This is a genomic window from Humiphilus diazotrophicus (assembly GCF_059726315.1).
The window spans coordinates 2,419,960-2,438,145 of the sequence record NZ_AP040870.1 but is presented as its reverse complement, the minus strand read 5'-3'; the positions used below and the strand labels follow the sequence as shown (position 1 = coordinate 2,438,145).

16 protein-coding genes are annotated in these 18,186 nt (G+C 54.4%); 14 read left to right on the top strand and 2 right to left on the bottom strand.

Annotated elements, in window-relative coordinates; all coding sequences use genetic code 11:
* Positions 1–16 precede the first annotated feature (16 nt).
* Positions 17–694: a DUF3106 domain-containing protein gene (locus AC6I7T_RS11045; protein WP_497793451.1), complete on the top strand. Its 678-nt coding sequence runs from the start codon at positions 17–19 to the stop codon at positions 692–694.
* 113 nt (positions 695–807) lie between these two features.
* Here AC6I7T_RS11045 and AC6I7T_RS11040 read toward each other — a convergent pair whose 3' ends face one another.
* A complete protein-coding gene (locus AC6I7T_RS11040; RefSeq protein ID WP_497793450.1) occupies positions 808–1,926 on the bottom strand; it encodes an endo-1,4-beta-xylanase in 1,119 nt (372 codons plus the stop codon).
* Positions 1,927–2,262: 336 nt separating this feature from the next.
* Here AC6I7T_RS11040 and AC6I7T_RS11035 point away from each other — a divergent pair, with 336 nt between their 5' ends.
* Both AC6I7T_RS11035 and AC6I7T_RS11030 read left to right on the top strand, forming a co-directional pair.
* Positions 2,263–3,609 (top strand): O-antigen ligase family protein, encoded by a 1,347-nt coding sequence (locus AC6I7T_RS11035; RefSeq protein ID WP_497793448.1) that lies wholly within the window; start codon positions 2,263–2,265, stop codon positions 3,607–3,609.
* Between the two features lie 425 nt (positions 3,610–4,034).
* Positions 4,035–5,249 (top strand): SH3 domain-containing protein, encoded by a 1,215-nt coding sequence (locus tag AC6I7T_RS11030; protein WP_497793447.1) that lies wholly within the window; start codon positions 4,035–4,037, stop codon positions 5,247–5,249.
* A gap of 162 nt (positions 5,250–5,411) precedes the next feature.
* On the opposite strand, the gene AC6I7T_RS11025 is transcribed toward AC6I7T_RS11030, so the two are convergent.
* Complete coding sequence (locus AC6I7T_RS11025) at positions 5,412–6,608, bottom strand: DegT/DnrJ/EryC1/StrS family aminotransferase (protein WP_497793446.1); 1,197 nt, start codon at positions 6,606–6,608, stop codon at positions 5,412–5,414.
* A gap of 297 nt (positions 6,609–6,905) precedes the next feature.
* Here AC6I7T_RS11025 and hfq point away from each other — a divergent pair, with 297 nt between their 5' ends.
* The 11 genes from hfq to tnpA (AC6I7T_RS10970) all read left to right on the top strand — a co-directional run bounded on the left by hfq (position 6,906) and on the right by tnpA (AC6I7T_RS10970) (position 17,463).
* A complete protein-coding gene (gene hfq / locus AC6I7T_RS11020) occupies positions 6,906–7,223 on the top strand; it encodes an RNA chaperone Hfq (RefSeq protein WP_497793445.1) in 318 nt (105 codons plus the stop codon).
* Positions 7,224–7,299: 76 nt separating this feature from the next.
* The gene (gene hflX / locus AC6I7T_RS11015) at positions 7,300–8,634 is read left to right on the top strand and encodes a GTPase HflX (RefSeq protein WP_497793444.1); all 1,335 of its coding nucleotides are present in this window, start codon (positions 7,300–7,302) and stop codon (positions 8,632–8,634) included.
* Positions 8,635–9,100: 466 nt separating this feature from the next.
* Positions 9,101–9,568 (top strand): F0F1 ATP synthase subunit B, encoded by a 468-nt coding sequence (locus AC6I7T_RS11010; RefSeq protein WP_497793443.1) that lies wholly within the window; start codon positions 9,101–9,103, stop codon positions 9,566–9,568.
* Positions 9,565–10,311 (top strand): F0F1 ATP synthase subunit B, encoded by a 747-nt coding sequence (locus AC6I7T_RS11005; protein WP_497793442.1) that lies wholly within the window; start codon positions 9,565–9,567, stop codon positions 10,309–10,311. The genes AC6I7T_RS11010 and AC6I7T_RS11005 overlap by 4 nt, the downstream gene beginning before the upstream one ends.
* Positions 10,311–10,850 (top strand): ATP synthase F1 subunit delta, encoded by a 540-nt coding sequence (gene atpH, locus AC6I7T_RS11000; RefSeq protein ID WP_497793441.1) that lies wholly within the window; start codon positions 10,311–10,313, stop codon positions 10,848–10,850. The genes AC6I7T_RS11005 and atpH overlap by 1 nt, the downstream gene beginning before the upstream one ends.
* A 56-nt stretch (positions 10,851–10,906) precedes the next feature.
* The gene (gene atpA / locus AC6I7T_RS10995) at positions 10,907–12,451 is read left to right on the top strand and encodes a F0F1 ATP synthase subunit alpha (protein WP_497793440.1); all 1,545 of its coding nucleotides are present in this window, start codon (positions 10,907–10,909) and stop codon (positions 12,449–12,451) included.
* 13 nt (positions 12,452–12,464) lie between these two features.
* A complete protein-coding gene (locus AC6I7T_RS10990; protein ID WP_497793439.1) occupies positions 12,465–13,550 on the top strand; it encodes a F0F1 ATP synthase subunit gamma in 1,086 nt (361 codons plus the stop codon).
* A gap of 12 nt (positions 13,551–13,562) precedes the next feature.
* A complete protein-coding gene (gene atpD / locus AC6I7T_RS10985) occupies positions 13,563–15,005 on the top strand; it encodes a F0F1 ATP synthase subunit beta (protein ID WP_497793438.1) in 1,443 nt (480 codons plus the stop codon).
* Between the two features lie 11 nt (positions 15,006–15,016).
* On the top strand, positions 15,017–15,433 hold the full coding sequence (atpC, locus tag AC6I7T_RS10980; protein WP_497793437.1) for an ATP synthase F1 subunit epsilon: 417 nt from the start codon (positions 15,017–15,019) through the stop codon (positions 15,431–15,433).
* Positions 15,434–16,224: 791 nt separating this feature from the next.
* Entirely contained in the window at positions 16,225–16,674 is a 450-nt protein-coding gene (gene tnpA, locus AC6I7T_RS10975) for an IS200/IS605 family transposase (protein WP_497793436.1), read from the top strand.
* Between the two features lie 339 nt (positions 16,675–17,013).
* Positions 17,014–17,463 (top strand): IS200/IS605 family transposase, encoded by a 450-nt coding sequence (tnpA, locus tag AC6I7T_RS10970; RefSeq protein ID WP_497793435.1) that lies wholly within the window; start codon positions 17,014–17,016, stop codon positions 17,461–17,463.
* Positions 17,464–18,186 lie beyond the last annotated feature (723 nt).

Sequence of the window (18,186 nt, the reverse complement as noted above, 5' to 3'; positions counted from 1 at the left end):
TAGGAATGAGGGGAAGATGACCAGGAGGTCTGCCAATAAAGAGCAGAGGCGTGCACCCATGCGTGTGCAGATACTCTCGTTTGCTCTTTTTGCTGCCTTCGGGCCTCTCGCAATTCAGGCGCAAAGACCGCATGCTCATCCCAACACCCGCCCTGCGCCTCCTCCCGTACGGACGGCTCCAGCACCGGCTCCTGAAATAAGAGGGCCTGTTGTTCCGCCTCAAAATGCGCCCAGAACCCAGAATGCACCGCAACCGCAGCGTCTGTCGCCGATGCAGCAACCAGGTCACCTGGGAGATTGGCTGCGGAATCATCAATCTCTGAATACGGAACAGCAAGAGCATGCTCTTCGCCAGGAGCCCGGCTTCAATCATCTGCCTGCCGAAACGCAGCAACGGGTTCTCAAGCAGTTCCGCGATCTGAACTCGATGCCCCCGGAGCAGAGGCAGCGAAAGCTGGAATATTTGGAGGCGATTGAGCGCCTCTCTCCTGCGCAGAAACAGCAGCTTCAGGGATCGATGAATGAAGTTCGAACTCTTCCCGGCGATCGTCAGCGGATGGTGCGCAAGGCCCTTAAGGATTTGAGAGATATTCCTCCGAACCAGCGCCAATCGGTTCTCGAATCTCCGCGATTCGATTCCTTGACTCCACAGGAGCGGAATATTTTGGGGAACCTGATCCGCGTCGAACCTTAGGGTCAAGAAGATCAAGGCGTTTTGAATTTTGCAAGCTCCATAGATAAAGGCCGCAGCGCTTTGGCTCTGCGGCCTTTGATATTTTCTCCCTTGTGGGTAGTTCCTTAACTGCCCTAGCGCTGCTGAAGAGCACGAACGATAGCGTTGTAGGCTGGTTTGTTCTTCATAGAGGTGTCCAGGGGAGCAGGACGGTGTTGCGCTCCGTCGGTGCGTCTATGGTTGGGATTGCTCTTGGCGTCCCAATCAAGCCAGTTTGTCTGGTCCGTGAGCTGCCAGAAGATGATCACTTTCGGGTTCGCAATTCGACGAACACTTTCCAGATACTTTTCATAGATCGAGGCCACCTGGTCGTCTCTCTGCGAGGGAGAGCCCTGGAGCTGCGTATCGTCCACATCCAATTCGGTAATGTAAATTTCGACTCCAAGACCTACAACCTCCTGAAGGAAGCGTTCAAAGTCCGGACCTCCCACCGGATCCTGGGCGCGAAGATGGCTTTGTAGTCCCAGAACCTGAACGGGAACGCCACGGCTTTTCATTCCTTTCAGGAGCGTGAGCGCCAACTGACGGCAACGGGTCTCTTCGGGGGTGTTGTGTTCCATGTGATGATCGTTCCAGACGAGCTTTGCCGTAGGATCTGCGGAGGCTGCAGCCAGAAATGCATAGTCTACGTACTGCGGCCCTAGCGTATCGAGCCATGTTCCCGGCATCAGCATGTTCGGCTTAACCCAGGGAGCAAGAACCTCATTGATGATGTCCCAGGACTGCATCTTGCCCCGATAACGGGACATGACGGTTGAAATATATTTCTCCATGTACTGCCTGGCGTTGGATTTGTTCAGGCTTCCATTGGGGAAGGTCGGCCCCTTGGTGTCTCCGTTGGAGATGAGGTTGTGTCCATGAATCTTCCAACCGTATTGTTGCGCCACGCCAACGAATGCATCTGCTGCGGAGAAGTCGAGACGGTCTGCAGAGGGATGAAAGGCCCCCCATTTCATCTCGTAGGTAGGGGTAACAATCGCGCAATCCTGCTTATAGCGGGCGAGGATTGCTGGATTACCGGCCCAGCGATGATCGAGCCCGGCCCCCACATAGACTCCGCTTGTCGAAAGGTAATCCTTGAGCCCGTTTACCGCTGCATAAACTCTGTCGGACATTCGTCGTCCGAGTTGATTTGCCGCCAGTACTCCGCTGGCTGCCATAGTTCCTAGCTGAAGAAAGTTTCTTCTGTCCATGGTAGGTCGCCTTAGATGATGAGATTTGAGCTTTCAGTTGTACTGGTGAGGCAGGCAATCCCAGATGTAGGGAGAAGGAAAATGAATAGGGGAATGCTGCGAATTAATAGTTTACTCTTTGTTAAACTTAAATCTGTCAGGGCAAACATCTCTAGTAGTTGAACACATGTGTGTGATGTGAGTTGTGCAGAGGAAATATTCCCTATATTCACTCATCTCCCGTGAATTTTTAGAGTCTCTGGCTTTGTCGTCCGGCGTTCTTTGTCTCTGTTGTCATCTTAGATAATGTTGTGAGTGCCCGCAGCGATTCGGCCAAACCTGTTTTGAGGACAATTTATGAATGAAACCTATCCCTCTTACCCGGCGAGTTTTCTCTCCGGGGTCAAGAGTCGGAGTCTTCGGAGCATCATTCCCCAAAGCTTGTATCTGTTGCTGCCCATGTTGTTTTTCTCGACGCATGGCGCTGTCCCCATCTTGATGAGCACGAACGCCGACTTTATCACCGGTTCCGGTGTCGGCATGTTCCAGACGATTGCCGGTATGGCAGTGGTGGGATTGGTGATGGTGATCTGCGTGGGTGCAATGCAGCCACAATGGCGGATACTGTTCGACTCTTTTGTTCGACATCCGCTGATTGCTTTTCTTCCTCTTCTTGCCCTCGCCTCTATGCTCTGGTCTCAGGATCCAACCATCACCTTCCGTAAGGGGCTCTGGTTGCTGGTTTCAACTTTCTTTGCCGTTTACCTGGCGAAGGGAATGAATCCACAGCAGTTGACGCGCCTGGTGATGCTTGTCGGAGCTGTCGCTGCGCTTTCCAGCATTTTTTTCTGCGTGGCGTTGCCCAAGTATGGAATCGACAGCATCGGCTTGAATGCAGGCAGTTGGCAGGGAATCTATTCGCAGAAAAACTCCTGCGGAATTGCCATGGTTTACCTGCTTACGCCGGTTTTTCTTCCCAGTGAGGCTACAGGTGTTAAACGGTCACATCGCCTTCTGTACGGCCTTCTCGTGCTGTTCATGATCGGCATGTCGCAATCGAGAACCTCCTGGGGCATAGCAGTTATCTATATCGCACTCATGGGGGTTCTACGGCTCATCGGGAAATTTCCGAGATTGCAATCTGTGCTGCTGGTTGCTGTTGGAGGAGTGATTTTCGCCGGAGTTGCTGCCGTGCTCTACGCCCATCTGGATCAGCTCATTGCCATGATGGGCCGTGATAAGACCTTTTCCGGCAGAACCGACATCTGGGCCGCAGCGCTGCAATCTGCCTGGAAGAGGCCGCTTCTTGGTTATGGCTATAGCGCCTTCTGGATTGGCTTTCAAGGAGAAGACATTAACGTCATGATGGCGGTTCGCTTCTCCCTGACCCACGCTCATAATGGCTTTCTAAATCTGTGGCTCGATCTGGGATTAGTAGGCCTTACGGGCTTCCTGCTGATGCTTCTGCCTGCGGCAAAGAATACGCTGATTGCCTTCGGTCCAAATCGTTCTCCCTTTGTGGACTGGTATATCGGCCTTATCTTCCTCACCATTGCCTATAACCTCGATGAGAGTTTCATCCTCCGCAATATGGATTTGCAGTGGATTCTCTTCCTTGTGGGTTGTATGGGATTGGCAGATGCTGCACGCGCGACGCTCACTGCCCGCAGACAGGCGCAATACGGTCTGGCCACTGCGGTCTAGAGCCTTTTCTACAAGGGTATGGATTGTTAGAAGCTGCGAAGTAAAGAGGAATATTCTTTCGAAGGCGGCTCGCTCGGCTGGACTGAACCCATACCCTGATGTTTTCCATGTCCATCGCTAAAGGTACAAAGTTCAGATCGCGGTTTTAGCCGTGACGAATAGCAACGAAAGAGATAAGGGCTTTCGCCCTTGAGGGAATGTAGTGCCAGAGTCTTTGCCGGATTACCAAAGTTAAGTTTGGTTAATGTAACGGATGCCGAGGTGATTTTTGCGTGCCTTGCCAGGTATGGAGAAGAGCACCTCATGTTCCTTTGTAGCTATAACCTGCCGTAGCCTGCGGTGATATCCTTCTAAATAGTTAATTAGCCGTGTCGAACGACGAACAGCCCTCTTTTCGATTCCCTCGGATAAAGGGCACAAAGCGGATGCTTTGCTGCCTCCTTTACTCGCTGCTGATCTCTGCTGTGATTTTTAGTCTGGCAGCGTGTAAACGTCTCAAGTCCCTGCAGCACGAAACTGTCTATGTGGTTGTAAAGCAAGCATATCTGCGTGACCGCGTTGCTGCTGTTTCGAATCGCATTGCTCCTGTGAGCAATGGACAAAAGCTTACCGTTCTTGAGCACAACCGCAGATTCCTGAAGGTGCGTACGGAAAAGGGAGAAATCGGTTGGCTGGAAGAACGTGCTGTTATTACCGGGGACATCTTCACTCAGTTTGAAGATCTTCAGAAGAAGCATTCCAAAGATCCCGTAATTGCTACCGGAGTCTTACGTGACGATGCCTATCTGCATTTGAAGCCCGGACGCGATACAGACCGTTACTTCCTGCTGTCGGAGAATTCGAAGCTGCAACTCCTGGTGAGAGCCTCAGTTGCTAAGCCTCAACAGCCCGGATGGCCCGGACTTCCAAAGCCGATTGCAACGCCTCCCTCCGGTGCCAGCGGCAGTACGGGGACAACTGGTCCAAAAGCCGGTTCGACAGCTGCTCCAAAGACAACAAAACCAGCGACTGGGGCTGCGGCTCCTAGCGCTTCCGCACCACCCGCAGCTCCTGCACCTCCTCCGGCAATGGAGGACTGGTGGCTTGTGAGAGATGCCAAGGGGGAAGTGGGATGGCTGCTGGCGCGTCGTCTCGACGTGGATGTTCCCGACGAGATTGCGGGGTATTCCGAAGGACAGAAGATGGTTGGAGCTTACGTCCTGCAGGTCTTGGATGACCCTGAGGCCTCTACTCCGGACAAAAAGGTTCGTGTGTACGTCACGGTGCTGAACGCCTACAAGGACGGGCTGCCTTACGACTTCGATCAGGTGCGTGTCTTTACCTGGAATCTCAAAAAGCACCGCTACGAGACGGCTTACAGAATCCGCAATATTGAGGGATTCCTGCCCGTTACCATCAATCAGCAGAATTTTGGAGCACCAGGGACGCTGCCGACCTTCAGCTTCAATCAGTCGATTGACGGTGTTGTGACGGCAGATTCCGAGACTGGCACCTCAAAGCCTCTTCATACTCAGACTCAGACCTTCCGTTTGGAAGGCGTGATTGTGAGAAGGATTGCCGGTGGAGATCGCCCGATGATTCAGCCTCATCCTCCGTCGGAGAAGAAGGACAAGGAAAAGGCGAAGAAAGGCCGTCGTTAGTACGACAATCGCCAAATAGTGAAGGCAAAGGAAAGGCCCGGCTCCTGCCGGGCCAAAAGTGGCGAAATCATTGATGTGCTAGCTGCTTTAAAGCTAGGAGAGGTCCTGCCAGGCAGGACCTCTCGCTAACCGGTTCTGAGCTGGGTTTTTGCCACCCGCTTCTTAGCTCAGAAATTCTTTAATTGCTTCTACAACAATCTCCTGCTCCTCTTCCTTGAGTTCCGGGAAGATGGGCAGAGCCAGGACTTCGGCTGCGGCGCGTTCGCTTTCTGGGAAGTCACCGGGTTTGTAACCCAGATCCTTCAGGCACTCCTGCAGATGAAGCGGCACAGGATAGTAGATTTCCGAGCCGATCTTGCGTTCAGCCAGGAATTGACGCAGCTGATCGCGTTTCTTGGTGCGGATAACGTACTGATGCCAGATGTGGTGAGCCTCAGGGCGTTCGTAAGGCAGAACCACGCCGTGCTCGGGGTATACCTGCCCGGGCTCTGCCAGGCCATGTTTCGTGAAGAGGCGATTGTAATTGGCAGCTAATTCCCGGCGGCGCTCATTCCATTTCTCGATGTATTTGAGCTTCACCAGCAAAACTGCGGCCTGAATGCTGTCCAGACGGCAATTCCACCCGATTTCGTCGTGATAGTAGCGTTTCCGCATTCCGTGTCCACGGAGCATACGAAGCCGCTCGGCGATATTCGGATCGTTTGTTGTTACCATTCCCGCATCGCCGCTGGCGCTCAGATTTTTAGTGGGGTAAAAACTGAAGGTCGCAGCATCGCCTAGAGCACCGGCAGCGCGATCCTTCCATTTGGAGCCCCAGGCCTGGGCCGCATCCTCGATCAGTAGAACTCCGAAGCGGCTCTTGAGCTCCTCCATCTGGTCCCAATCCGCGCATTGTCCATAGAGATGGACGGGCAAAACCGCCCGAATGCGGGAATGTGTGCCTCCGGAAAGGAGACTTGCCGCCGCTGAAGCGGACAGATTGAAGGTAACCGGGTCAATATCGGCCAGAATCGGCCTTGCTCCTACCCGGATAATCGAGCTAACCGTGGCAAAGAAGCTAAAAGGAGTTGTGATAACAGCATCGCCCTCGCCAATTTTTGTTGCAGCCAGGGCCAGCCAAAGCGCGTCAGTACCAGAAGAGCAGCCGACGGCGCCGCTAACGTGCAAAAAGGACGCAGCAGCCTTCTCGAACTCGGTAACCGGCTCACCAAGGATGAAATGTTGGGTTTCAAAGACGGCCCGAACGGCCTCCAGTACTTCGGGGCCAATTACGGCATACTGGCGGGAAAAGTCGAGCATAGGAACCGGATGCAGCGGCTGGGCTGCTTTCCCGGCGGAGTCAGCCTTCAGAATTTCCACATCGAGAATGGTAACAGCTCAAGAATGCTATTTTTAAGGTGGAATCCCACGTTGTGGAAATCAGCATCTAAGCGTGGGGAGGAGTTTTAAGAGTCCAGGACGTCTGCCAAGTTGCGTCAGCTGGGAAGTAACTGGAAAAAAACACCTCAAGTTATGTTGAAAAGTTATACTTGCCGCCTATATGGTTGGAGAACATATTAATGTGTCTCGGCGGAGGTCCGGCCGTAGGCATGTGTTTTCGGTTGTCAATTAGCTTTTGCACTTATTTCAAGGAAGCAGAGAATAGGAGATCGGCTCATGGATAGCAAGCCGGCACAGAATATTCAGGACACCTTTCTGAACACGGTCCGTAAAGACAAAACCCCCATCACGATTTATCTCGTTAGCGGCGTGAAGCTCACGGGTAAAATTCGTTCATTTGATAAGTACTCGGTGCTGCTGGAGAACAACAGCCAGGAGCAATTGATCTTTAAGCACGCCATCTCTACCGTTGTCAGTAATCGATCGGTGCTACATACTGAGCATCGTCCTCCTACGGCGACGACGCATACCGCTGCTCATCCTGGTGGTGCAGTGGGCGCAGCGGCTGCGGCCCCTCCGGAGGCGCAAGGCTGAAGAGGATTACCTGCCTCAAGGCAGCGGGGATTTAAGGCTGAATAAGACGGGAAACCAGCAAGAATACGCCCTGTTAGTGAGTGTAGAGCTCGCAGGGCGTAAGCGTCCTGTTCTGCGCGCAGCAGCACAAGCGCGGGACTCGATAACCCCTCTTGTCTCTGAAACAGAGGAAAACCCAACCTTTACGGCTCCCCCTGTCCAGGATTCCTCCGCGGATTTCGACGAAGAAGGCAATCTGCAGGAGTTCAAAGAACTGGTGCTCAGCGCCGGGGCTGAGATAGCCGATATTGTCGTCCAGCGGCGTGCAAAGGCCGATCCCGCAACTCTGATCGGCAGCGGCAAGGTGGAGGAAATCTCTGCTCTGGCCACTTCTCTGTCTGCCACGGTTGTTCTCTTCGACAACGATCTTTCCCCAACCCAGCTTCGCAACCTGGAGCGCTCTTTCCCCTGCCGGGTGATTGATCGTACTCAACTCATTTTGGACATCTTTGCCCGCCACGCCCGGACCCGGGAGGGTCAGCTGCAAGTCGAGCTGGCGCAGCTGGAATACATGCTTCCCCGTCTGACAGGCCGAGGCTCGGCCATGTCCCAGCTGGGCGGCGGCATCGGCACTCGTGGTCCTGGTGAAACGCAGCTCGAAACCGATCGCCGCAAAATTCAGCGCAGAATCGTACAGCTACGCCGTGATTTGGAAGCGGTTCGCCGGGCTCGCCGCCAGCAGCGGCAACGCCGGGAATCCGTACCCGTCCCTACAGTGGCACTGGTCGGCTATACCAACGCCGGAAAGAGCACTCTCTTCAATCGCCTGACCGATGCGGGAGTGCTGGAATCGTCCAGAATGTTTGCCACTCTCGATCCGAAGTTGCGGGCACTGCAACTGCCGTCGCGCCGCAAGGTTCTGCTGTCGGATACCGTAGGATTCATTCGCAATCTGCCCCACACACTCGTGACCAGTTTCCGGGCGACTTTGGAAGAGGTGGAGAAGGCAGAGCTTCTCTTGCACGTTCGCGACGCCTCCAGCCCTCTGGCCGAAGAGCAGAAGGGACAGGTCGAGAAAGTGCTCGATGAGCTGGAAGCATTAGGCAAGCCAACTATCCAGGTTCTGAACAAGATCGATCTGCTCAGCGCAGAGGCTCGTGAAAATCTTCTGCAAGGAGATGCGGTTGCGATCTCTGCCCGCGAGGGAATCGGTCTGGAAGAGCTTCTGGTTGCCATGGACAAGGCTTTGGTGGTCGATCCGGTGGTAGACGCTATCCTGGTCATTCCGCAAAGCGAGGGAGGCATTCTGGCTTCACTGGAGGCCGGTTCTGTAATCCATCGGCGCACATTTGAGGAGGACCGGGTTCGTCTGGAACTCACGCTCCCAGCATCACTTCTAGGCCGCTACCGCGAATACAGTGTGGAAAAGTAGGGACATAATTACTCGGCTGAAGTAGCGCGTCGCAGTACTTAAGTTTTCAACGAATTTTCAAAGCCTCAAATAACCTGGAACAAGGGCAGAGCCGAGTCAAGATCGCGTCACCCTCCCGAAATTTATGACAAGGGTTTTGCTTGGAGGCGAAGCTTCGCTGCCCGAAATTTAGCTGACCGCTTTATCAGCCGCTCGTTTCTTAGCTGAAACGCAAACAGGTCCCGGGGATGAGAGCGGAGCTACGTCTCAAATCCGGGACCCGTTGGACCCTGAACCGGGCCGAGGTAATAAGAAAATTTTACGCCCGCTGTGCGGAAATCAATCACAAATTTTAGTAGTGTTGTGTTAGCCATCACAGGAGTATTCCACTCAGAGGGACCCCGCGTTGACAATGGTTTCCCCCTCTGTTAATCCTTAGTGTTCCGTCAGCTTAATTGCGTTACTACTCGCAACTCCCGGTACTTGCATGGACGAAATACTGCAACAACTCGGCACCCTATTCCTCGGCTCTGTGCCGACCGTTTTTCTCTTTTTATTTCTGGTCATTAGCTATCGTTTTCTGGTTCATGGTCCACTGCTGAAGACTTTGGAAGAAAGGCGTTCCCGCACGCAAGGAGCAGTAGAGCGTGCACATGCTGCAATTGCAGCCGCCGATGCCAAGGCTCAGGAGTACGAGGCAAAGCTTCGGGCCGCTCGCGCCGAGATCTTCAAGGCGAGAGAGCAACGGCTTCAGAAGTGGAATGCCGAAAAGGATCTTGCGCTCGAAAAATTCCGTCAGCAGGCGCAGGAGCAGGTCCGTCAGGCGCGGGCCGCTGTCGACGCGGAAGCCACCGAGGCCCGCCGGACAATCGAAACTTCTGCCGATCAACTTGCTGATCAGATCTTGAAGGCCATTCTGCCTAAAGGAATGGCTATCGCGGAGAATCCTCGTTGAAACGCCGTATTGCTGTTTGGTTTGCATTAATTGCTTTTGCAGCGGTTCTTCTGGTTCCTTTTGCACCGAGAACGAACGCTCAGGAAGCTGCTACAACACCGGCACAGACTTCCGCTACTGCGAATGAAAAGCAGGGAGAGACCTCGGTTGAAGCAAAGAAAACTGAGGGCGCGGAAGCAAAGGAAAAAGACAACGACGATAACCCCGACGTCTTTCGTCACGCTGCGGCTGTACAGGCAATTGCCCGTATGCTGCATGTCGATGTAGAGACTGCCGCGCACGTCTTCGAGTACGTCAATTTTTCCATCGTCGCTCTGGCTATCCTGATTCCGCTTTGCAGGATTCTGCCCCGCACCTTCCGGCAGCGTCGTCAAGCCATTCAGAAGCAGTTGCAGGATGCACGCACTGCTACTGAAGATGCCAGCAAGCGTCTCGGTGCCGTGGAAGAGCGGCTCTCCAAACTCGATCAGGAAATCGATGCCATTCGTCAGCAGGTTGAGAAAGATAGCGCCTCCGACGAAGTTCGCATTAAGGCCTCAATTGAGGAAGAGCACAAGCGCATCGTAGAGGCTGCCAGCCAGGAGATCGAATCGGCTTCTCTGGCTGCCCGTCGTGAGCTGAAGCAGGTTGCTGCGGAGTTGGCCGTCGAACGTGCTATTGGTCGCCTGTCGTTGACTCCGGAGATGGATCGCCGTCTGGTTGGTGATTTTGCTCATGAGCTTGGAAAGGATGGGCGCAACTAATGTCGGTTTTTGCATCCCGTTACGCACGTGCTTTGGCAGATGTCGTGATTTCCGCTCATTTGGACATTCCGGCTGTAGACCAGCAGTTGAATGATTTCTCTGTGACCTGGCATGACAGCAATGAGTTGCGGGAGGTTTTTGAGAATCCCGCCATCGCTGCCGACCGTAAGGTTGCCGTGCTGGACAAAATGAATCAGAAGATGGGGCTTGCGCAGCAGGTGCGGAATTTTATCGCCGTGCTGATCAATCACGATCGCATCTCCTCTCTCGATGAAGTTCTTGAGGAATACCGCAAGGAGATCAACACCCGCCTCGGAATCTCCGAGGTCGAGGTGACCACCGCGCGGCCTTTGGACGATAAGGAACGTGGGGAGCTGGAAGCTCAGATTGCCAAGCTGACAGGTACCCGCATTCACGCAAGCTTTTCGCAAGACAACTCCATACTGGGTGGAGCGATTGTCCGCCTTGGCAGCACCGTTTACGACGGCTCTGTCCGGGGTCGGCTCGACAAATTGAAAGAGGCTCTGATCGCTGGCTAAGGCCGTCGGTCATTTCCGCCAGTGCAGTAGATTAAGTTCCGTTTGGATAGGGAAGCATGGCTCAGATCAAGGCAGATGAAATTACACAGCTCCTGAGGGAGCAGATTGCAAACTACGACTCCAAGATGCGTGTCGATGAAGTCGGCACTGTGACCTCGCTTGGTGACGGTATTGCCCGCCTGCACGGCTTGGATAAGGTCATGGCCGGAGAACTCTTGGAGTTCCCTCACGGCATTGCCGGATTGGCCATGAGTCTTGAAGAGGATCAGGTTGGCGCCGTTCTCTTGGGCGACTACACCGAGATTCGCGAAGGCGATGAGGTAAAGCGTACCGGGAAAATTCTCAGCGTTCCGGTGGGCGACAGCCTGATCGGCCGCGTAGTCAACGCCCTCGGACAGCCGATTGACGACAAGGGTCCTTTGAATACTGACAAGACCTTGCCCGTCGAGCGCATTGCTCCCGGCATCATCGACCGTCAGCCGGTTCGTGAGCCGATGGCCACCGGTCTTAAGGCTATCGACTCCATGATCCCGATCGGCCGCGGACAGCGTGAGTTGATCATTGGCGACCGCCAGACCGGTAAAACGGCTGTGGCTCTCGATACCATCATCAACAACGCAAAGAACGATCTGATCTGCGTTTACTGCGCGATCGGTCAGAAGCGTTCGTCTATCGCTCAGGTTGTCCAGACTTTGACCGAGCATGGAGCCATGGGGCACACCATCATCGTTGTCGCTTCGGCATCCGAGCCGGCCCCGATGCTTTACCTGGCTCCTTACGCGGCAACGGCTATTGCCGAGCACTTCCGCGACACAGGTCGCCACGCTTTGGTGATCTACGACGATCTTTCCAAGCACGCCACGGCATACCGCGAAATTTCGTTGCTGCTCCGCCGTCCACCGGGCCGCGAAGCTTATCCTGGCGACGTCTTCTATCTCCACTCCCGCTTGCTGGAGCGCTCCTCCAAGATGAGCGCCGAGAAGGGTGGCGGATCGTTGACGGCTCTGCCGATTATCGAGACCCAGGCCGGTGATCTTTCGGCATACATTCCGACCAACGTGATTTCGATTACCGACGGCCAGATCTTCCTGGAGACCGACCTCTTCAACTCCGGTGTTCGTCCGGCTGTAAACGTAGGTCTCTCGGTCTCCCGTGTAGGATTCTCGGCTGCCATCAAGGCAACGAAGCAGGTTGGTTCTACCCTGAAGCTGGACTTGGCCCAGTATCGTGAATTGGCTGCCTTCGCGCAGTTCGGTTCCGATCTCGATAAGGTTACGCAGCAGCAGTTGAATCGCGGCCAGCGCCTCACCGAGTTGTTGAAGCAGCTGCAGTATCAGCCGCTGACCTGGCAACAGCAGGTGTATATCCTCTTTGCCGGTACGCAGGGGTATCTGGACGATCTGAAGCTCAACCAGGTCCATGCTTTCGAATTGGGCATGTACAAGTACATGGATTCCACGCAGACGTCTCTTACTGCTGATCTCACCAGCAAGAAGGCGTTGGATGACGATCTCCGTAATCGCCTCCACGCAGCTCTGAAGGAATACAAACAGAACTTTCTGGCGGCACACGCTGACGCCAAGACCGCGGTGAAGGCATAGACGAAGGAAGACCATGGCAAACGTCCTCGATCTACGCCGGCGCATCCGCAGTGTAAGGAACACGCGCCAGATCACCAAGGCCATGAAGATGGTCTCGGCGGCCAAGCTTCGCCGTGCACAGGAGCGCGCCATGTCGGCGCGCCCCTATGCCAAGATGATCTCCAGTGTTCTGGAGTCGTTGAAGCGCCGTACCGAGATCTACGACCCGATCACTGGAAACGTTCGCCATCCTTTGCTGGTTACCCGGCCGGAAAAGAACGTGCTGCTGGTGGTTGTGTCTGGCGATAAAGGTTTTGCCGGCGCGTTCAACTCAAACATTATTAAGGCGGCCTTCAACTTCATTGAGGAGCGGAAGGACCAGAACATCGACATCGAAGCAGTCGGACGTAAGAGTCGCGATCTTCTTCGTCGCCGCTTTCCCGCAGCCTCACTCTCTGAGGTGAAGACGGAAGAGGGGCACGAGGGAGAAGAAGCCAGCCGTCCGCAGCGTGAGCGCACCGCTCCCGTGGAAGTTACAGGTGACTATCCTGGGATGCTCCAGACTCTCTCCTTCGAGAAGGTCAGCGAACTAGCCCGCGAGATTGTCTCCCGCTACGTTCATGAGGAGATCGATGCCTGCTACGTTGTCTTTAACGAATTCAAGTCGGTGATTCAGCAGCGCGTCGTTGTTGAGCGTCTGTTGCCGATTATCGAAATCGGGCGACGGGAGATTGCAGCCGCCCATGAGCTGACACAGGAAGAGAAGGAGCGAGCCGCTGAGGCAGCTCTATCCTCCGGTGTTTCGCTCTCGGAGGCAGATACCCGGGAGGCAGACGAAGAAGCAAAGAACTTCGGAACGGCTGAAGTGGATTACATCTACGAGCAGCCGCCGTCGGAACTCTTTGCCGGTTTGTTGCCCGTGTATATCGGCTCCCAGCTTTATCACGCCATGTTGGAATCGGTAGCCGCCGAACATGCCGCCCGTATGACGGCCATGGATTCGGCGACCAATAACGCTTCCGACTTGATCGATTCGCTCACGCTCACTATGAACCGCGTACGTCAGGCGGCCATTACCAAGGAAATTATCGAGATCGTCAGCGGCGCTGCCGCACTGTAGAGAGAACCATTTATGCCAGAGAATATCGGAAAAGTCATTCAGGTATCGGGACCTGCTGTTGACGTGCAATTTGAAGAAGCGACAATGCCGCCCATCTATCAGGCGCTGCGCGTTACCAGTGAAGGCTTCAATGTTCCGACACCCATCAACGTCATTCTTGAGGTGGAACAGCACCTCGGAGAAGGCCGTGTCCGCTGCGTAGCTATGGAAGCGACGGACGGTATGGTTCGTGGCATGAAGGCCATCGACCTCGGCGGCCCGATCTCCGTTCCCGTGGGTCGTGGGACCCTCGGTCGCGTGATGAACGTGATCGGTGAGCCGGTCGACAAGCTCGGCCCTGTGGAAGTGAAGGAGCGCAAGCCGATTCACCGCGCTGCTCCAGCCTTCGACGAGCAGTCCACTCGCGAAGAGATGTTCGAAACCGGCGTCAAGGTCGTCGACCTGATCCAGCCCTTCTTGAAGGGCGGTAAGATCGGCCTCTTCGGCGGTGCCGGTGTCGGCAAGACCGTCGTCATCATGGAGCTCATCAACAACGTCGCTACCAAGCACGGCGGTTTCTCAGTATTCGCCGGCGTTGGTGAGCGTACCCGTGAAGGGAACGACCTCTGGCTGGAAATGCAAGAGTCGGGCGTTATTAATCTGAAGGAGCTCTCCAAGTCCAAAGCCGCACTTATTTATGGACAGATGACCGAGCCGCCAGGAGCCCGTCTTCGCGTTGCTCTGACCGGTCTGACCGTCGCAGAGCACTTCCGCGATGAAGAAGGCGCCGACACGCTGTTGTTCGTCGACAACATCTTCCGCTTTACCCAGGCAGGATCGGAAGTATCCACGCTGCTTGGCCGTATGCCTTCGGCCGTGGGATATCAGCCGAACCTGGCAACGGAAATGGGTGAATTGCAGGAGCGCATTACGTCGACCAAGAAGGGATCCGTCACCTCGGTGCAGGCCGTCTACGTGCCCGCCGACGACTTGACTGACCCGGCTCCGGCGACGACTTTTGCTCACCTCGACGCAACCACCGTGCTTTCGCGTCCCCTGTCGGAACTTGGTATCTATCCGGCCGTTGACCCACTGGCCTCCACCTCGCGCATTTTGACACCGCGCATCGTTGGCCAGGAGCACTACGACGTGGCCCAGGGTGTGAAGCGTATTCTGCAGCGCTACAAGGATCTGCAGGACATCATTGCGATTCTCGGTATCGACGAGTTGTCGGAAGAGGACAAGCTCACCGTATCCCGTGCTCGTAAGGTCCAGAAGTTCCTGTCGCAGCCCTTCCACGTTGCCGAGCAGTTCACCGGTATGCAGGGTCGTTACTGCAAGATCGAAGACACGGTGCGCAGCTTCAAGGAAGTCATCGAAGGTAAGCACGACGATGTTCCTGAGCAGGCCTTCTACATGAAGGGCACCATCGAAGAGGTTCTCGAAACCGCTGAGAAGATGAAGGCGTCAGCCTAAGGGGCGCAGCGATGGCAGAAGCTACCAATCAATTGAAGGTCCGGCTCGTAACGCCGGACCGTATCCTGACGGAAAAGGCCGTCGACGCCGTCGAATTGCCTTCGAAATCGGGGTACCTGGAAGTGCTCTACGGTCACGCTCCGCTGATTGCAGAACTCGGCGCGGGCGATGTGACTCTGCACAGCGGCGAAGGAGCGGAACGCTACAACGTCAACTGGGGCTTCGTCGAGGTCCTGGGCGACCGCGTTACCATCCTGGCGCAGAGCGCACTGAAGCCGGAAGAGATCGATGTGCCCCGTGCACAGAAGCAGCTGGAGAAGGGTGAACAACTCTGGGCAAATGCCGGAGAAGACGCCTACAAGTACGAAGAGGCTCAACGCGTCATGTCTGAGGCCGAGTCGAAACTGGCCAGCGCCGGTAAAGAATAAAAGCTTAATCAAAGTCATAAACGAAAGCCCCTGCTTCGGCAGGGGCTTTCGTTTTGCAGTCGCAAAGATCGCCTCGAAGGCCTTGAGGGGTGCCCCGCCCAGACTTCCATCCCGTGGTGGGTCGAAAGGGGCAGGTGGGGAAACCCTTCCCTTCGGTAACCGAGCGATGTCTGAGCCAACCGAGGCTTGCATGCAGGCCTCGCATAGGAGCCCTATGCGCCGGCGAATATTCAACCTAACACAGCATTCCAATGTCCGCAGACGGAAAGCTGACTGAAGTTATCCAGGGAAAACATCGCGATGTGTTTCCCCCGGTCAAAATTGAGGTGGAGATTGAGTGTGCATGCATCGTGCAATAAAGTGCAGAGTTGCGCAACATTCGAATTTCCAGCTTTGGTGAAGAACCTCAACTTTTAGTCCGGTCTATCTTCGGAAATAAGGCTCGTCCCGCCCTTACAGGGCGGAAGGTGTATGGGTGGCGTATAACCCAGGGTTCCGCGATGCTCCACCCTGGGCTACTTTAGGTGCTTCCCTACGGGAAGCAGTGCGCTTGTTACCTGCCGTGGAATTAGCCGGTCCGTGCCTAGCTGAAGATGTTACCGATGTTCCCGAACTAACCGGACTGATTTGTTACCAATCTGCCCGGTACATACCCGCCACACCCCTCCCGGTAGGGAGGGAACGAAAATAGCGCGGGGTGAAGCGAAGCGGAACCCCGGGTTAACATCCCCAAGATATGTGCCGCCCCGGCGGGGCGGTACGAAACGGCAGGAAATGGCTTATCGTTCAGTATGGCTCACACATACTATTCGTCCCTCGTTCATTGTGTTTTCTCGACTAAAGAGCGCTGCAAAGTTATCACTGCGGAACTCCAATCTGATCTGTGGGCCTATATGGGAGGAATCGCGCGAGAGCACGAAATGAAGGCTCTTGCTGTCGGTGGAACAGAGGACCATGTTCATCTGTTGCTTTCGTTGCCAGAGTCGATATCAATTTCCAATGCAATGCGAGAAATCAAAAGCGGCTCATCGAGGTGGATACATGAGAGCTGTGGATTGACGAAGTTCGCATGGCAAGAGGGCTATGGAGCGTTCTCGATTGGTGTTACCCAGATAGATAGCACCTGTGCATATATCTCTAAGCAGGGAGAGCATCACAAGAAGCGAGATTTCCAATCAGAGTTTCTGGCGTTTTTGAAGAAACACCGCATTGAATACGATCCCCGCTACATATGGGGATAGATTCGTACCGCCCTTACAGGGCGGAAGGTGTTTTGGTGACGTGTACCCAGGGTTCCGCGATGCTCCACCCTGGGCTACTTTAGGTGCTTCCCTACGGGAAGCAATGCGCTTGTTACCTGCCGTGGAATCAGCCGGTTCGTGCCTAGCTTAAGGTGTTACCGAACTAACCGGACTGATCTGTTACCAATCTGCCCGGTACATATTCGCCGCATCCTCCCGGAGGGAGCGAACGAAAATAGCCCGGGGTGAAGCGAAGCGGAACCCCGGGTTAACATCCCAAAGATATGTGCCGCCCCGGCGGGGCGGTACGAAACGGCAGGAAATGGATTATCGTTCAGTATGGCTCACACGTACTGTTCGTCCCTCGTTCATTGTGTTTTCTCGACTAAAGAGCGCTACAAAGTTATCACTGCGGAACTCCAATTCGATCTGTGGGCCTATATGGGAGGAATCGCGCGAGAGCACGAAATGAAGGCTCTTGCTGTTGGTGGAACGGAGGACCATGTTCATCTGTTGCTTTCGTTGCCGGCGTCGATATCAATTTCCAATGCGATGCGAGAAATCAAGAGCGGCTCGTCGAGGTGGATACATGAGAGCTGTGGATTGGCGAAGTTCGCATGGCAAGAGGGCTACGGAGCGTTCTCGATTGGTGTTACCCAGATAGATAGCACCTGTGCATATATCTCTAAGCAGGGAGAGCATCACAAGAAACGAGATTTCCAGTCAGAGTTTCTGGCGTTTTTGAAGAAGCATCACATCGAATACGATCCCCGCTACATATGGGGGTAGATTCGTACCGCCCCTACAGGGCGGAAGGCGTTTGGGTGACGTGTACCCAGGGTTCCGCGATGCTCCACCCTGGGCTACTTTAGGTGCTTCCCTACGGGAAGCAGTGCGCTTGTTACCTACCGTGGAATTAGCTGGTCCGTGCCGAGTTGAAGGTGTTACCGATGTTCTCGGATTAATCTGTCACCAATCTGTTCGGTAGAAGTACGAAAAAAGCCCTGTTCCCGGTGGAGGTCTCTCTTGTTAAGCTTCAGTTAGTGAGTGTGATTGTTTCCTGAGAAACGAATTGCACTGGGTCTATACCTGGTAGTTTACGAATAATCATCTATCAATAAGTCGAAATGGCTTTAATGTTAGAGAAGGCTCTAAAGGCCTGTTATTTGTATTGAGAAATTTGATTGCTGGCGAAGTCAGAGTGTTATGATATCCCCATTCGCATAGCCGGATTCTGGGATTAGGAACGGAATCCGGTTGCTGTACGAATGTGAAACATGAATGGAACGGGACGCGCAGGTGTTACGAGCACCGTACGCGACCCTGGCCAATAATAAGCCCTACGGAGGGGCTCACTAATGGTTACTTCTCACTTTAAATACTCTCATCGCTGGCCACAAGCCGGGCGTCCTGCTAAAACCTTCTTACAACCTGTAGAGAGCACTCCTCAGGAGCGATCCAGAGGCCGTTTCCCATCCTAAAAAGCTATAAATTCGCCTGATTTCTTGCGAA

Coding starts and splice junctions, on each gene's coding strand:
- AC6I7T_RS11045 (WP_497793451.1), top strand. CDS start 17: ATGACCAGGAGGTCTGCCAATAAAGAGCAGAGGCGTGCACCCATGCGT.
- AC6I7T_RS11040 (WP_497793450.1), bottom strand. CDS start 1,926: ATGGACAGAAGAAACTTTCTTCAGCTAGGAACTATGGCAGCCAGCGGA.
- AC6I7T_RS11035 (WP_497793448.1), top strand. CDS start 2,263: ATGAATGAAACCTATCCCTCTTACCCGGCGAGTTTTCTCTCCGGGGTC.
- AC6I7T_RS11030 (WP_497793447.1), top strand. CDS start 4,035: ATGCTTTGCTGCCTCCTTTACTCGCTGCTGATCTCTGCTGTGATTTTT.
- hfq (WP_497793445.1), top strand. CDS start 6,906: ATGGATAGCAAGCCGGCACAGAATATTCAGGACACCTTTCTGAACACG.
- AC6I7T_RS11010 (WP_497793443.1), top strand. CDS start 9,101: ATGGACGAAATACTGCAACAACTCGGCACCCTATTCCTCGGCTCTGTG.
- atpH (WP_497793441.1), top strand. CDS start 10,311: ATGTCGGTTTTTGCATCCCGTTACGCACGTGCTTTGGCAGATGTCGTG.
- atpA (WP_497793440.1), top strand. CDS start 10,907: ATGGCTCAGATCAAGGCAGATGAAATTACACAGCTCCTGAGGGAGCAG.
- AC6I7T_RS10990 (WP_497793439.1), top strand. CDS start 12,465: ATGGCAAACGTCCTCGATCTACGCCGGCGCATCCGCAGTGTAAGGAAC.
- atpD (WP_497793438.1), top strand. CDS start 13,563: ATGCCAGAGAATATCGGAAAAGTCATTCAGGTATCGGGACCTGCTGTT.
- atpC (WP_497793437.1), top strand. CDS start 15,017: ATGGCAGAAGCTACCAATCAATTGAAGGTCCGGCTCGTAACGCCGGAC.
- tnpA (WP_497793436.1), top strand. CDS start 16,225: ATGGCTCACACATACTATTCGTCCCTCGTTCATTGTGTTTTCTCGACT.
- tnpA (WP_497793435.1), top strand. CDS start 17,014: ATGGCTCACACGTACTGTTCGTCCCTCGTTCATTGTGTTTTCTCGACT.